The organism is Micromonospora sp. C51 (genome assembly GCF_018070435.1).
GTDB classification, from domain to species: domain Bacteria; phylum Actinomycetota; class Actinomycetes; order Mycobacteriales; family Micromonosporaceae; genus Micromonospora; species Micromonospora sediminimaris.
On record NZ_JAGPXQ010000038.1, the window covers coordinates 1 to 13,580 of the forward strand.

The window sequence follows — 13,580 nt, forward strand, 5'->3', positions numbered from 1 at the left end:
GGGTCAAGGAGCTGTTGCGGGATCGCTGGCGCGGGAAGGCAGCAACATCGGGGATCTTGCTGGGTCGCCGCGGCTGGAGGCAGCAGTATCGGGGATATTGCTGCCTCGACGATCGGGCGCGGGGCGGCGCGGGGCGCGGGGCGGCGCGGGGCGCGGGGCGGCGCGGGCGTGGGGCGGCGTGGCGTGGCGTGGGGTGGCGCGGCGCGGGCGGCGTGGCGCGGGGCGCGGGGTGGCGCGGCGTGGGGTGGGCGCGGGTGGGGTCAGGTGCGCTCGGCCAGCCAGGTGAGCAGGACTTCGGCCTGAGCCTGTTGGAACGCTCGGAGGGTGGGGATGCCCGGCGGTGCGGGCAGGCGTGCCCGGTCGGTGAAGAAGCCGGCCAGGCCGGCGTAGAGACCGGTCACCGCGTCAGGGTCGGCTGCGGCGGTGAGCGGAAGCCGACGGATCAGCGACTCGGTGTCGTGCCCGCCCTGGAGGCGTACGTCGAGCAGCAGCATCGCGGTGTCCAGCCAGTTCGGGCCGCGAGCCGCCCAGGGCCAGTCGACCACGGTGACGCGACCGGCCCGGTCGACGAGCAGGTTGTCCGCGCGGATATCCACGTGGCACAGGGTGTCGCCGGTCAGCGACGCGAGGCCGTGGTCCGCCCAGGAGCAGAGGTCGTCGAGATGCGTCCGGGCCCAGGCGTTCAACTCCGGCGGCGGGTCGTCGACGATTCGCCGCCAGCCGGCGAATTCGTCGGCCAGCCGCTCGGCGATGGCCGGCACCTGCGCCACCGGGCTGGGCGTGAGCGCCGTCGACATCCGTTCCAGGGCGTCCAGCACCGCGTCGAGTTCCTCGGCGCGCCACGGGGTGACCGGATGCCGCCCGTCGACGTCGGTGAGCACCAGCGCCACCCAGTGGCCGTCGTCGTGGCAGCCGAGCAACCGGGGCGTCGGGGCGTACGTGGGGAGTGCCGCGGTGATCTGCGCCTCGGCTCGGTGCATGTCCGGGGTGTCCGGGTTCTGGGTCGGGCTGGCCGCCTTGACGAAGGCGCGACGGCCGCTGGCGGTGCGTACCCGGTCGGCGGTGCCGGGGGAGTAGCCGCCCGGCTGCGACACCGCTTCGATCACCCGGTCGCCGAGGATCCGCTCCACGGCGGATTGGACATCAGGGGGCAACTGGGCCCACCGTAGCCGATTCCGTGTCTGCGCCTGCATGTCGTGCACGCTGCCGGTCGGGCACCCGTACGGGCAACCCGTTTCCCGCCGGTGTGGGCACCCGGCCCACCGGCGAGGACTGTTCACCAGCGCAGCGGGGAATCGGCGGAGCGGACGCACCTGGGGAGGAGCGACGGATGACGCGTGCCGGACTGACCATCGGCGTGCTCGGCTCGTACGGCGGGCGCAACCTGGGCGACGAGGCGATCCTCACCGGTCTGCTGACAGATCTGCGGCAGCAGGAGCCGCACGCCCGGATCATCGTGTTCTCGCGGAATCCCGCACACACCGCGGTCGCCCACCCGGACGTGGAGGCGGTGCCGTGGGAGGGGGTCAGCCGGACCGACTCCGCCCTCGTACTGTCTCAACTCGACCTGCTCATCCTGGGCGGCGGCGGCATCCTCTACGACAAGGAGGCACGCCGCTACCTGCGGGTGGTCCGGGTGGCGCAGGAGCGGGGTCTGCCCCTGCTGACGTACGCCGTCGGCGTCGGGCCGCTCAACGAGATGGTGGACACCGGCATGGTCCGGGAGACGCTGGCCAGTGCGGTCCAGGTGACCGTACGCGACCAGGAGTCGCGGATGGTGCTGGAGGAGGCCGGTCTGCTCAATCCGATCACCGTCACCGGCGATCCGGCGTTTCTGCTGGAACCGGAGGACTTTCCCGCCCAGTTCCTCCGGGAGGAGGGCGTGCCCGCCGGCAAACGGCTGGTCGGCATGAGCGTGCGGGAGCCGGGCCGGGCGGCGGAACGGCTGGACGTGGACGGATACCACCGGCTGCTGGCACAGATCGGTGACTTCCTGGTGCACCGGATCGACGCGCACGTGCTGTTCGTGCCGATGGAACGCGACGACATCCGGCACTCGCACGGGGTGCTGTCGCACATGATCGCCGCAGAGCGGGGGCGGATCCTGCACGGCACCTACTCACCGCAGCAGATCCTCGGGTTGATGCGTCACTTCGACCTGGCGGTCGGTATGCGCCTGCACTTCCTGATCTTCGCCGCGATGATGGGTACGCCGTTTCTGCCCCTGCCGTACGCCGGCAAGGTCTTCGACCTCGCCCAGCGACTCGGGGTGCCGGCGTTGCGTGGCGTGGAGCGTGAGGTGGAGGGCCCCCTGTTGGCCGAGGTGGACCAGTTGTGGGATGAGCGTGAGCAGCGGGCCGAGGTCACCGCCCAGCGGGTGGCGCGGGTGTGTGACGAGGCCAGAGGCACGTCCCAGGTCACCCGGGCGGTGCTGGAGAGCCTGCGCAACCGGTCGCTGGTCGAGGTCGGCGCCTGATCGCTGGCGGGGGGGGCCGGGTCAGACGGCCGGGCCCCGCCAGCAGTAGCGCCACTGCTGGCGGTCGGTGTCAACGGACTCCAACTCGTAGATCTCCGCTGCCGCCAGCCCCTGTGGCCCCAGGTGGTGGTGGGTCAGTGGAGGCCGGCCGTTCGGGTCCAGTTCGACGGTGACGTGCTCACCGTCGGCCGTGCCGCCCACCAGTGGGATCTCAACCGTGGATGCCATGCGCCCATCCTGCCCCGGCCGTCGGTGACCCGCAGGGCGAAGCGGGATGATCCGGCCGTCAACCGGGCGCGTTGCACAGGGCGGCGTAGCGGTCAAGGTAGAGCGGCCATCCTCCGTCGTTGGCAACGCCGTCCCGGACGGACTCCCAGCCGGGGCCGTGCCGGTCGAGGTGGCGGTGCTCCAGTTCCACCCGGGTGCGGTGCGGGGCTTCGGCGACGAACCGCACCTCGACCTCGCTGGTGTTGTCGGGCTCGGTCTCGACCTGCCACTGGGGGCTGATGTCCCAGCTGAACACGACCCGATCCGGTGGGTCGTAGGCGAGCACCCGAGCCCAGCGGCACTCGGTGCCGTCGACGCCACGGTCGTAGATGTGGCCACCGACTCTCGGCTCGAACACGGTCTCGGCGATCGCGACGCCGAGCAGGTTGTGTTCCCGTGGCTTGAAGTCGCCGAAGCGTTCGGTGAACGTGGTGAACGCCCGTTCGATCGGCGCGTTCACGATGATCTGGCGGCGCACCACCACATCCGCTGCCTGGGTCATGAGTCCTCCTCGGTGGTCTGGTCGACGACGTCCTGGTAGCCGTCCAGCGCGCGGTGCCAGAACGTGTCGAGTTGGTCGCGTAGGGCTGCCACGCCAGCCGGGTTGAGCCGGTAGACCCGCCGGGTGCCGGCCTGCCGGTCGACGACCAGTCCGGCGTCCTTGAGCACCTTCAGGTGCTGGGAGACCGCTGGTCGGCTGATCGGTAGTTCCCGGGCGAGTTCGCCGACGGCACGTGGCTGTTCCGCCAGGCACGCGACGATGGCGCGGCGGGTGGGGTCGCCGAGGGCGTCCCAACCCTCGTCAGATTGGTAAGTAGCCACGAACGGTAAGCTACGACTTACCGAAGGAGCTGTCAAGCGCCACCCGGCAGCGGCACGCCCCGGTCGGTCAATCGTGGGGGAGCAGCCCCGGCGGGTACTCCATGCCGTCGTGGGTGCAGGCCGCGGCGGCGACCCGGGACGCGTACCCGGTCGCCTCCAACCAGGTCGCGCCGCGGGACCGGGCCGCGATGATCCCCGCCGCGAAGGCGTCCCCGGCGCCGTTGGTGTCGATCACCGGGCCGGGCGGGACGGCCGCCGGAACGCGATGGACGTCCCGGCCCAGGTACAGATCGGCACCGTCCGCGCCCCGGGTCACCAGCACCGGACGCGGTGCCAGCGCGCCGGCCACGGCCGCCGCCCGGTCGCCGAGCGCCGCACCGCTGACCAGCACGAGCTCGGCGACGTCGGCGAAGCGGCGGTGGTACGGGTTGTGCCCGTCCCAGTCGTGCAGGTCGGTCGAGGTGCCCGACCCCTCGTTGAGCACGTCACCGAGGTCGGGCAGCAACTCCCGCACCCATCCCATGATCGACAGATGCACGTGGGTGGCGTCCTCGATCAGCTCCGCCACCCGGGGTGCCGCGAAGGGTGGCGGACCGTCCGAGGCCCGGGGGTCGTACAGCGACATCCGCCGCCCGCCGGGGTCGACCAGGTTCACCGACCGCCGGGTACCCGCCGGGTCGTCGGCCAGGACCGCCCGCACGCCGGTACGGGCCAGCGCGGCTCGCACGACGGCGCCGGCCGGATCCACGCCCACCGTGTCGACCACCGTCACCCGCAGCCCGAGCGCGTGCGCGGCGAGGACCACCCCGGCGCCGGTGTTGCCGACCCGCAACTCGATCGGATCGACGGTGACCGAGTCGACCACCGGCAGCGGCAGCCGGGGCACCCGCACTCGCACATCGACGCCGAGGCCACCGATCACCAGGAGGTCGCACATGGCGCCGACGCTAGCCGGTCGACGCCGCCTATCCTGGCCCCGGGTCGCCGCCGACGTGGCGTGGACCCGCCCGGTTCGAGGGGGAGTGCGTGCTGGTCGTCCATGGGATGTGGCTGCCCGGCCGGGGGCTGGCGGTCTGGGCCGAGGACAGCACCCTGCCACCCCAGGCCCCGCGTCGTCCCGGCCGGGCGCCGCGAGCCCGCCCCCACCCGTTCGCCGCCGGGCACGCCGAACTGGTCGCACTGCTGGCCGACGTCGCCGAACCGGACGACCTCGGCACGGCGCTGCTGCGCCTGCCCACCCGCGCCGGCTCGCCGCTGGACTCACCGGAACTGGTCCGCACCACCGCCGTGGAACCGGTCCGTGGTCCGGTCACCCTCGCCGGGTGGCAGGTTGCGGTGCTGGCGTACGCCCCGGACGCCGCGCTGTCGTTGCTGCGTACCGTCGAGAAGCTGGCCGCCGCACCCGGCGCGAGCCTGCGACACCTGGCTGAACTGGCCGACTTCGCGACCGACCTGGCCACCCGCGGCCGGGTCCTGCCCAGCCTCGCCGATCCGCTCGCGGCCACCGATCCGCTTCCGGCCACCGGGGCAACCGACGCCCGGGCGGTGTGGCGACCGTTGCTGACCGGCACGGACGCCGCCTGGGCCCGGTCGCTGGCGCTGGCCCTGCCCCCCGCCGCGCGGGCCGTGGTCGAGGCGGAGCTGCCCGCAACGGTGCCCGCCCGCCGGGCGGGCTCGTCGGACGCCCGCCGCCGTCGAGCGGCCTCCACCCGTGCGGCTGCCGACCACGCCGGCCGGGGGTCCGCGACCCGGGCCGCGACCCGCGCCGACACGTCGGCCGAGGTGCCCGGGCTACTGGTCGCCGACGCGCTCGACGCGCTCACCGACGCGGCCGTGCGCGCCGCGCTGCCGCCGATGACGCTGTCCCGGGGGGTGCGACCGAACGGTGCCGTGACGGCCTGGCTGGGCGCGTTGACCGGGCCGCAGCGCGGGTTCACCGCCGAGGCGGCGGCGCTGCGCACGCTCCGCTCCGAGCTGGACCAGTGGCAGCGCGACGCCGCCGGTGGCACGGTGCGGGCCAGCTTCCGGCTGGTCGAGCCGTCGGCCGACGAGCTGACCGAACCGGTGACGGTGGTGCCGGCCGACCCCGATGCCGTGGTCGCCACCACCGGCCGCTGGCGGGTCGAGTTCGGACTGCGCGCCAACGACGAGCCGGGCCTGCACGTCGACGCCGGACAGGTGTGGCGCGGCGACGGCGGGACCGTGGCCGGTGACCATCCGCAGGAGATCCTGCTGGCCGAGCTCGGCCGGGCCAGCCGACTGTGGCCGGAACTGGACGTGGCCCTGCGTACGGCCCGGCCGGAGGCGCTGGAGCTGGACACCGAGGGCGCGCACCGGTTTCTGCGCGAGGGCGCTCCGACGTTGCACGCGGCGGGCTTCACGGTGCTGCTGCCGTCGTGGTGGCGTCGGCCCGCATCGCGGCTCGGCGCCCGCCTGCGGGCCAGCTCCCGCAGCGCGCCCGGCACGGTCAGCGGCCCGGCTGACCGGGTGGGACTGGACGCCCTGGTCGACTATCGCTGGGAGCTGGCTCTCGGCGACGAGCCGTTGACCTCCGACGAGTTGACCCGGCTGGCGGAGCTGAAGACCCCGCTGGTACGGCTGCGGGGGCGCTGGGTCGAGCTGGACCCGAAGCGGCTCGCCGCCGGCCTGCGCCTGTTGCGGGCCAGCGGCGAGCTGACCGTGGCCGACCTGCTGCGGCTCGGTCTGTCCGATGCCGAGCAACCGGACGCGTTGCCGGTGCTCGAGGTGAGCGCCGACGGCGCGCTCGGTGACCTGCTCGCCGGGGCCGTGGACCGTCGGCTCGCTCCGCTGGACGAGCCGCCGTCCTTCCACGGCACCTTGCGGCCGTACCAGCGGCGGGGGCTGGCCTGGCTGGCGTTTCTCCAGTCGCTGGGGCTCGGTGGGGTGCTCGCCGACGACATGGGGCTGGGCAAGACGGTGCAGCTGCTGGCGCTGCTGGCCGCCGACCCGCCGCAGGCCGGTCCGACCCTGCTGATCTGTCCGATGTCGCTGGTCGGCAACTGGCAGCGGGAGGCCGCCCGGTTCACCCCGGACAAGCGCGTACACGTGCATCACGGCGCGCAGCGGGCTCGCGGCACGGAGCTCACCGCCACCGTGCACGCCGCGGACCTGGTCCTCACCACGTATTCGGTGGCTGCCCGGGATGCCACGGAGTTGGCCGGCGTCGACTGGCACCGGGTGGTGGTAGACGAGGCCCAGGCCATCAAGAACGCCGCCACCCGGCAGGCCGAGGCGGTACGCGCCCTGCCCGCCCGGCACCGCATCGCGGTCACCGGCACTCCGGTGGAGAACCGGCTGGCGGACCTCTGGTCCATCATGCAGTTCGCCAACCCGGGCCTGCTCGGCCCGGCGGCGACGTTCCGCAAGCGGTTCGCCGAACCGATCGAACGGCATGGGGACACCGAGGCCGCCGAGCGGCTCCGCCGGATCACCGGTCCGTTCGTGCTGCGCCGGCTCAAGACCGACTCGTCGATCATCTCGGACCTGCCGGAGAAACTGGAGATGGAGGTCGTCTGCAACCTCACCGCCGAACAGGCGGCGCTGTACCGGGTGGTCGTCGACGACATGCTCGCCCGGATCGAATCCAGCGACGGCATCGAGCGGCGCGGGCTGGTGCTGGCCACCATGACCCGGCTCAAGCAGGTCTGCAACCACCCCGCGCAGCTGCTCCGCGACGGCTCACCCCTGCACGGACGGTCGGGCAAGCTGGCCCGGCTGGAGGAGATCCTCGACGAAGTCCTCGCGGCGGGGGAAAAGGCCCTGCTGTTCACCCAGTACGCGGAGTTCGGCGGGATGCTGCGCGGGCACCTGTCGGCCCGGTTCGGCCGGGAGGTGCTGTTCCTGCACGGCGGGGTCGGTAAGGCCGACCGGGACGCGATGGTGGCCCGCTTCCAGTCCGACGGCGGACCGGCGCTGTTCGTCCTCTCGCTCAAGGCCGGCGGCACGGGCCTGACGCTGACCGCCGCCAATCACGTGGTGCACGTCGACCGGTGGTGGAACCCGGCGGTCGAGGACCAGGCCACCGACCGGGCGTTCCGGATCGGACAGCGGCGCCGGGTGCAGGTCCGTAAGTTCGTCTGCGCCGGCACGGTCGAGGAGAAGGTCGCCGCGATGATCGCCGACAAGCGTGGCCTGGCCGCCTCGGTGGTCGGCACCGGCGAGCAGTGGGTCACCGAGCTGTCCACCGCTCAGCTACGGGAGTTGTTCACACTGGAGGCGGGGGCGGTGGCCGAGTGAGGGCCGACGACGGCGGCAGGTTCGCCGAATACGGCCCGCCGCGCCGGGTCGACGGCGGTCTGCGGGCCCGCAGCACCCGGGGCGCGATCGGCGTCTCCTGGTGGTCCCGCCGGTTCCTGGAGGTGCTGGAGTCGTTCGCGCTCGGCACCCGGCTGACCCGGGGCCGGTCGTACGCCCGCGCCGGGCAGGTGCTCCGCCTCGACGTCGCGCCAGGCGTGGTCACCGCGGTGGTGCAGGGCTCCCGGGCCCGGCCGTACCAGGTCAGCGTCGGACTGCCGCCCTTTCCGGCCCGGCTGTGGGCCCGGATCGAGGCGGAACTCGCCGCCCAGGCGTTCTTCAGCGCCCGGCTGCTCGCCGGCGACCTGCCGGCCGAGCTGGAGGAGCTGTTCGTCGCGGCCGAGGCGCCGCTGTTTCCGGCGGCGATCAGCGAACTGGACCAGCGGTGTTCGTGCCCGGACGTCGCAGTGCCCTGCAAACACCTCGCGGCGACGTTCTATCTGCTCGCCGAGGCGTTCGACGCGGACCCGTTCACCCTGCTGCACTGGCGTGGGCGCAGCCGAGCGGACCTGCTCGCGCGGCTACGGCAGCTGCGCGCCGGCGCATCGGCCACCGACGCCTCGACGAGCCGGCGGCCCGGCGGCGGCGAAGCGGCGGGCCGCGCCGACGAAGCGGCGCGGCGGGACGTGACGGCACCGACCGGCCACAGTGCTTCCTCGGCCCCGTCGGGCGCCGGGGCGGCCGACACCGGCTGGCCCGGCGACCACGAGGTGAACATGCCCGCGGCCGGGGCCGTCCGGGCCCTGGCCGACCTGCCCGTCACGCCGCTGGCCGAGGCGGTCGACCGGTTCTGGTTGCCGCCCGTGCCGCTGCCGGACCGCCCGCCGAGCCTGACCGCCCGACCGGACCTGCTGCTGCGGCAACTGGGCGCGCCCGCGCCGGCCATCGGCGGGCCCGGACTCGTCGAACGTCTGCGCCACGCCTACCGCCAGCTCGGTGAGCAGTGAGCCACCACGACCCGCCCGGTCACAGCCAACGTTGACGGAACCGCCACATCAGCGCCGCGTTGGTCAACAGCACCACCGCGAAGATCGCCCCGGCCAGCCGGCCGGCGAGTACGGTGGTCGCCGGCAGCGCCGCCCAGAGCACGACGGTCAACAGCAGCAGCCAGCGGCCGTGACGGCCCCGGGCCCGATGGTCGAGCCGGGCGAAGAACGCCGGATCACTCTCCCGTAGGTGGCGGGTGATCTGCTCAAATCTGCGTTGATCCTCTTTGCTGAGCATGTGCCTTCCCCTCACGCGTTCAGCAACGGTGCGACGGAATACCCGCTGCGGAGAGGGCTCACGCGCTCTTCCTGTTGCTACTTTGGCGCCCACGGCTCCGTCGCGCGGCCGGGCGAGAGCTGAGCGACCCCTTATCCCAGCCTTAAATTTCTCCTGCGCGGCGGTGCGGTGCGGCGCGGGTTCCGGTTGGGGGATTGTCGCCCGCCGGGCAACGGCGGGCGAGCGAAGGCCCTGCTTGTGACGTGCGTACCCGATTGGCCGGTAACCGCCCGACGCCGGCTCGCGATGAGCGCCGCCTTAAGTGCCCCGACCTGGGGCGGTCGACCAGCCTTGTCGGGTGTCGGCCCGGTGACTACCTTCCCGGGGCAAACCCTCAACAGCAGGCGTCGCACTTCGGCAGACCGGTCACGTCCAGGGTCGACGCCCGGCAGGAATCGGAAACGGTGCATGGCCGATCAGCTCGACGAGTGCGGCGGGCGGGCGTGACGACCTACCCCCGCCCGTACGTCAGTCCCCGGCCGGCCGGGCCGGGGACGGGCGCGTCCGCCCCACCGGCGGTCGTGCCGCGGCGCGGTGCCCATGGTCGGCGGCTGCTGGTCGTGCTGTTCCTGGGCGGTCTCGTGGCCAGCGTGCTGCCGTGGTGGCGGGACACCCCGGACGGCTCGTTGACCGGTGCCACCGCCATGACCACCGCCGCCGGGCAGATCACCGGACTGGTCGCCGGCTACCTGCTGCTGGTCCAGGTGCTGATGATGAGCCGCCTGCCGGTGCTCGAACGGTGGGCCGGTGGCGAGCGGATCGCCCGCTGGCACCGCGACGTCGCGACCACGCTGCTGGTCGCGGTGCTCGCCCACACGGCCCTGATCCTGGTCGGCTACGCCGGGCTGGAGGGCCGCTCGCTGCTCGGCCAGGCCGGCGTGATGCTGCGCGAGTACCAGGACATGGCCTCCGCGTTCGCTGCGGCCGGCCTGCTGGTGCTGGTCGGGTTGGTAAGCGTGCGGGCGGTACGCCGGGTGCTGCCGTACGAGCTGTGGCACGCCACCCACCTGGCCGCGTACGCCGTGCTGCTGCTCGGCTTCGCCCATCAGTTCAGCAACGGCAGTCAGCTGTTCCGGCCCGGCCCGGCGCGGACCGGATGGATCGCCCTGTACGTGCTGGTGGTCGCCGCGTGGCTGTGGGGTCGGGTGATCAACCCGCTGCGGTTCAACCTGCGGCACCGGCTACAGGTCAGTGACGTGGTCACCGAAAGCCCCGACGCCGTCTCGCTCTACCTGACCGGGTCGCGCCTCGATCGGCTGGAACTGCTGGGTGGGCAGTTCTTCCGCTGGCGCTTCCTGACCCGGGGCTGCTGGTGGCAGTCGCACCCGTTCTCGGTCTCCGCCGCCGCCAACGACCGCTGGCTGCGACTGACCGTCAAGGTGGTCGGTCGGCACACCCAGGACCTACGCAACCTCGACCCGGGCGTACGGGTCTGGGCGGTCGGCCCGTCGGGCACCTGCACGGCGGCCCACCGCACCCGCGAGCGCGCGTTGCTGATCGCCGCCGGCAGCGGCATCACCCCGCTGCGGGCGATGCTGGAGGAACTGCCGCCCGGTGCCGCCCTGATCTACCGGGCCCGTACCCCGGCCGACGTGTTGTTGCAGGAGGAGTTGGACTGGCTGGTCCGCAACCGTGCTCTGCGGGTCTGGTACGTCGTCGGCTCCCGCAACGACCCGGGTCCACGGCAGGTGATCACCCCGGACGGGCTGCGCCAGCTGGTGCCGGACGTGGCTCGTCGCGACGTCTACCTGTCTGGCCCACCCGGCCTGGTCGAGCAGTATCGCCGGGTGCTCCGCCAGGCCGGCGTCCGCCGCCGGCAGATCCATCTCGCCACCTTCGAACTCTGAGAGGGCCCCACCGCATGCGTCGCGCGCTCCTCGCGATCACCGGCCTGGCCGCCAGCACCACCGCGCTGGTGGTGCTCAAGGCTGCCCCGGGCACCGGTCAACTCGCCCAGGAGACACCCACCGCCGCCGAGGGGCCGGCACCAGCAGCCGGCTCGGACGAGACGACCCCACGGGCCAGCGCCGCGCCGGAAACGACGCGCAGCGCCTCCGGCGCGAGCCGGTCCGGTTCGAGCGGCGCACCGAGTGCCCCCGCCGCGTCCCGGACCGGCACCGCCGCCGCGTCACCCACCGCCAGCACACTCGTCGGGCCGGTGGTGAGCAACGAGTTCGGCGACGTGCAGGTCCGCATCACGGTGGTCGGCGACCAGATCGTCAATGCGGCGGCGCAGCGGCTGCCGCGCGGGACGGCCCAGTCCGACCAGCGCAGCGACCAGGTCGACAGCCGCTACAGCGGTACGGTGGGGATGGTGGTGGAACGGCAGAGCGCCGACCTGGACACCATCTCGGGCGCGACCGCGACCAGCGACGCGTACCGGCGGTCCTTGCAGGCCGCGATCGACCAGAGGCGATGAGCGTGGACACCTCGACCCGACCCGGGCTGCGGCGGGTCGAACACGTGATGGGTACCCCGGTCAGCCTCGACATCGCCGACGATCGGTCCACGACCGAGCTGACTGCGCTGGCCGACGAGGTGTTCGCCTGGCTGCGCGAGGTGGACGCGAGGTTCAGCACGTACCGGACGGACAGCGAGGTGTGCCGCTTCGACCGGGGCGAGCTGCTGCTCTCCGAGGCGTCAGCCGACCTGCGCCGGGTGCTGGAACGCTGCGCCGACCTGTGGGGCGCCACCGACGGCTTCTTCGACGCGTACGCCACCGGGCGGCTGGACCCGTCCGGGTACGTCAAGGGCTGGGCGGTCCAGGTGGCCTCCGACCGGTTACGCGCGGCGGGTGTCGACAACCACTGCCTGAACGCCGGTGGTGACGTCCGGGTGCGGGGCCGCTCCTCGACCGGGCTGCCGTGGCGGATCGGTGTGCGGCACCCGTGGAACCCGTCTTCGGTCTGTCTGGCGCTCACCGGGACAGACCTGGCGGTCGCCACCTCGGTCGCCACCTCGGGTGTCTACGAACGTGGCCCTCACGTGCGGGACCCCCGGCGGGGCGCGCCGGCCAGGGGGCTGCGCTCGGTGACTGTGGTCGGGCACGACCTCGGACTGGCTGACGCGTACGCCACCGCGGCGGTGGCCATGGGCGTGGCCGGGATCGGATGGCTGGATCGGCTGCCCGCGCACCAGCACGTGGTGGTCACCGACGACGCGCGCTGCCTGCACTCTACCAACCTGCCCCTGTCGGCCTAGCCCGACCGACCTCCCCGCCCCGCAGCACCCGGGGGGGGGGAACCGTTGCGGTCAGGGCCAGCGGGTTGGGCGGTGGATGATAGCTGGGCGGGATCCGGTCGGCCGGGGACGGCCGGGCCGGGCTCCCGGGGGACGGGTGGCTGCCCATGGGCGGCCGGGTCGGTGTCGCCGGGGCGGCTCTGCTCCGCCCGGATGGTGTCTGGTGTCGCCGGTGGACATCGCATCCCCGCTCCCGGCGCAGGCGCGCCGTCGAAGGATCCAACGAGCGCCGGTCGGTTCGGGTCTCGCTGCCGGTGCCGTGGAGCGCGGCGAAGGTCGTGTCGGATCCGGTCTGGCAGGGGCCGGCGACGCGTCGCACCGCGCGTCCGGTCAGCGGCTGCGGCGAGGTAGCGGCAGATGGCCGGGGACCAGTGCCGAGGTCAGCGTCACGCCGGTCGTACGCAGCGCCTCGACCAGGGTGTTCTGCACCAGGTAGGCGTCCGGTAGCTGCCAGCGGGCCTGCTCCGGTGCGACCGCCCAGCGGACCTGGCCCTCGGGCAGCCGGGTCGGTGGCGCCGGAACCCAGGAGCCGCGGCCGTGCAGCACCACGTCGAAACAGTGCTCCAGTTCCGGTCGCAGGGGGTCGCCCGGCCGGACCAGGAACATCCAGCGCCCCGTCGGGGTGACCAGCACCGGTCCGCGTACCCCCGGACCGACCGGGTGGACCCGCACCGCGTCCAGGACCAGCCGCCCCAGGTGGGCGGGAACCTCCAGCACGTCGAAGGAGCGGCCGGTGGGCAGCAGTACGCCGTGTGGCCGGGACCGCCACCAGGTGGCCACCCGCGCCGGGTCGGTGCTTGCCGCGTGCTCCCAGTCCTCCAGGGCGGGATGGCAGCCGACGGTCGGGCAGCCGGCCCGGCCGCAGACGAAGCGGCTCCGCGCCAGACAGGCGCCCGGGGTGATCGCCCAGCCGTGCAGGGCGTAGCGCACGGCGATCCGGCGCAGCCGTACCCGTTCCAACGGCGACAGACGCGCCACGTGCGGTGCGACATTCCCCCACATTGGTGCCATCTCCCCTCGCCGCGCCTGACCGGCGTCAGCTCGTACGTCGAGACCCGTCACTGCCGTAGCCCGCCATCGTTTTGTTTGACAAAGTGGCCGATGCAACTTGCACGAAAGTTACGAGGCTCGGCCAGATGGCTGACGCACCTCCTGTGCGACCAGCGGAAACCAGAGATCCGGACGGATCGCCGCGCCC

At 73.3% G+C, this 13,580-nt stretch carries 13 protein-coding genes; 6 read left to right on the forward strand and 7 right to left on the reverse strand.

Translation table 11 applies throughout. From position 1 onward, the window contains the following. Positions 1–260: 260 nt before the first annotated feature. Positions 261–1,154, reverse strand: a complete 894-nt coding sequence (locus tag KBX50_RS26325; RefSeq protein ID WP_374224736.1) for a phosphotransferase — start codon at positions 1,152–1,154, stop codon at positions 261–263. A gap of 176 nt (positions 1,155–1,330) precedes the next feature. On the opposite strand from KBX50_RS26325, the gene KBX50_RS26330 reads away from it, so the two are divergent. Then, positions 1,331–2,476, forward strand: a complete 1,146-nt coding sequence (locus KBX50_RS26330; protein WP_210940369.1) for a polysaccharide pyruvyl transferase family protein — start codon at positions 1,331–1,333, stop codon at positions 2,474–2,476. Between the two features lie 21 nt (positions 2,477–2,497). Here the strand turns inward: KBX50_RS26330 and KBX50_RS26335 are convergent, their stop codons facing one another. The 4 genes from KBX50_RS26335 to KBX50_RS26350 form a co-directional block, all read right to left on the reverse strand. Next, positions 2,498–2,704, reverse strand: a complete 207-nt coding sequence (locus KBX50_RS26335; protein ID WP_093401294.1) for a hypothetical protein — start codon at positions 2,702–2,704, stop codon at positions 2,498–2,500. A 58-nt stretch (positions 2,705–2,762) separates the two neighbouring features. Beyond that, positions 2,763–3,245 (reverse strand): SRPBCC family protein, encoded by a 483-nt coding sequence (locus KBX50_RS26340; RefSeq protein WP_210940370.1) that lies wholly within the window; start codon positions 3,243–3,245, stop codon positions 2,763–2,765. Beyond that, positions 3,242–3,565: a helix-turn-helix transcriptional regulator gene (locus KBX50_RS26345; protein WP_210940371.1), complete on the reverse strand. Its 324-nt coding sequence runs from the start codon at positions 3,563–3,565 to the stop codon at positions 3,242–3,244. The genes KBX50_RS26340 and KBX50_RS26345 overlap by 4 nt, the downstream gene beginning before the upstream one ends. Before the next feature lie 67 nt (positions 3,566–3,632). Further along, complete coding sequence (locus tag KBX50_RS26350) at positions 3,633–4,502, reverse strand: carbohydrate kinase family protein (protein WP_210940372.1); 870 nt, start codon at positions 4,500–4,502, stop codon at positions 3,633–3,635. Between the two features lie 89 nt (positions 4,503–4,591). On the opposite strand from KBX50_RS26350, the gene KBX50_RS26355 reads away from it, so the two are divergent. Together KBX50_RS26355 and KBX50_RS26360 are read left to right on the forward strand one after the other, a co-directional pair. Beyond that, positions 4,592–7,822, forward strand: coding sequence for a DEAD/DEAH box helicase (locus KBX50_RS26355; RefSeq protein ID WP_210940373.1), 3,231 nt, complete (start codon positions 4,592–4,594; stop codon positions 7,820–7,822). Beyond that, positions 7,819–8,826 (forward strand): SWIM zinc finger family protein, encoded by a 1,008-nt coding sequence (locus tag KBX50_RS26360; RefSeq protein ID WP_210940374.1) that lies wholly within the window; start codon positions 7,819–7,821, stop codon positions 8,824–8,826. The genes KBX50_RS26355 and KBX50_RS26360 overlap by 4 nt, the downstream gene beginning before the upstream one ends. A 19-nt stretch (positions 8,827–8,845) precedes the next feature. Here the strand turns inward: KBX50_RS26360 and KBX50_RS26365 are convergent, their stop codons facing one another. Next, positions 8,846–9,103: a DUF3040 domain-containing protein gene (locus tag KBX50_RS26365; protein WP_093401288.1), complete on the reverse strand. Its 258-nt coding sequence runs from the start codon at positions 9,101–9,103 to the stop codon at positions 8,846–8,848. 482 nt (positions 9,104–9,585) lie between these two features. Here KBX50_RS26365 and KBX50_RS26370 point away from each other — a divergent pair, with 482 nt between their 5' ends. The 3 genes from KBX50_RS26370 to KBX50_RS26380 are packed head-to-tail and all read left to right on the forward strand — an operon-like array spanning position 9,586 to position 12,343. Next, positions 9,586–10,989, forward strand: coding sequence for a ferric reductase-like transmembrane domain-containing protein (locus KBX50_RS26370; protein WP_210940375.1), 1,404 nt, complete (start codon positions 9,586–9,588; stop codon positions 10,987–10,989). Between the two features lie 14 nt (positions 10,990–11,003). Continuing rightward, complete coding sequence (locus KBX50_RS26375) at positions 11,004–11,561, forward strand: FMN-binding protein (RefSeq protein ID WP_210940376.1); 558 nt, start codon at positions 11,004–11,006, stop codon at positions 11,559–11,561. 47 nt (positions 11,562–11,608) lie between these two features. Further along, on the forward strand, positions 11,609–12,343 hold the full coding sequence (locus KBX50_RS26380) for an FAD:protein FMN transferase (RefSeq protein WP_210940409.1): 735 nt from the start codon (positions 11,609–11,611) through the stop codon (positions 12,341–12,343). 369 nt (positions 12,344–12,712) lie between these two features. Here KBX50_RS26380 and KBX50_RS26385 read toward each other — a convergent pair whose 3' ends face one another. After that, positions 12,713–13,393, reverse strand: coding sequence for a bifunctional DNA primase/polymerase (locus KBX50_RS26385; protein WP_210940377.1), 681 nt, complete (start codon positions 13,391–13,393; stop codon positions 12,713–12,715). Between the last annotated feature and the right edge of the window lie 187 nt (positions 13,394–13,580).

Excerpts from the sequence above, each read along its gene's own strand:
- KBX50_RS26330 (WP_210940369.1), top strand. The coding sequence starts at position 1,331 with ATGACGCGTGCCGGACTGACCATCGGCGTGCTCGGCTCGTACGGCGGG.
- KBX50_RS26335 (WP_093401294.1), bottom strand. The coding sequence starts at position 2,704 with ATGGCATCCACGGTTGAGATCCCACTGGTGGGCGGCACGGCCGACGGT.
- KBX50_RS26340 (WP_210940370.1), bottom strand. The coding sequence starts at position 3,245 with ATGACCCAGGCAGCGGATGTGGTGGTGCGCCGCCAGATCATCGTGAAC.
- KBX50_RS26350 (WP_210940372.1), bottom strand. The coding sequence starts at position 4,502 with ATGTGCGACCTCCTGGTGATCGGTGGCCTCGGCGTCGATGTGCGAGTG.
- KBX50_RS26365 (WP_093401288.1), bottom strand. The coding sequence starts at position 9,103 with ATGCTCAGCAAAGAGGATCAACGCAGATTTGAGCAGATCACCCGCCAC.
- KBX50_RS26375 (WP_210940376.1), top strand. The coding sequence starts at position 11,004 with ATGCGTCGCGCGCTCCTCGCGATCACCGGCCTGGCCGCCAGCACCACC.
- KBX50_RS26380 (WP_210940409.1), top strand. The coding sequence starts at position 11,609 with ATGGGTACCCCGGTCAGCCTCGACATCGCCGACGATCGGTCCACGACC.
- KBX50_RS26385 (WP_210940377.1), bottom strand. The coding sequence starts at position 13,393 with ATGGCACCAATGTGGGGGAATGTCGCACCGCACGTGGCGCGTCTGTCG.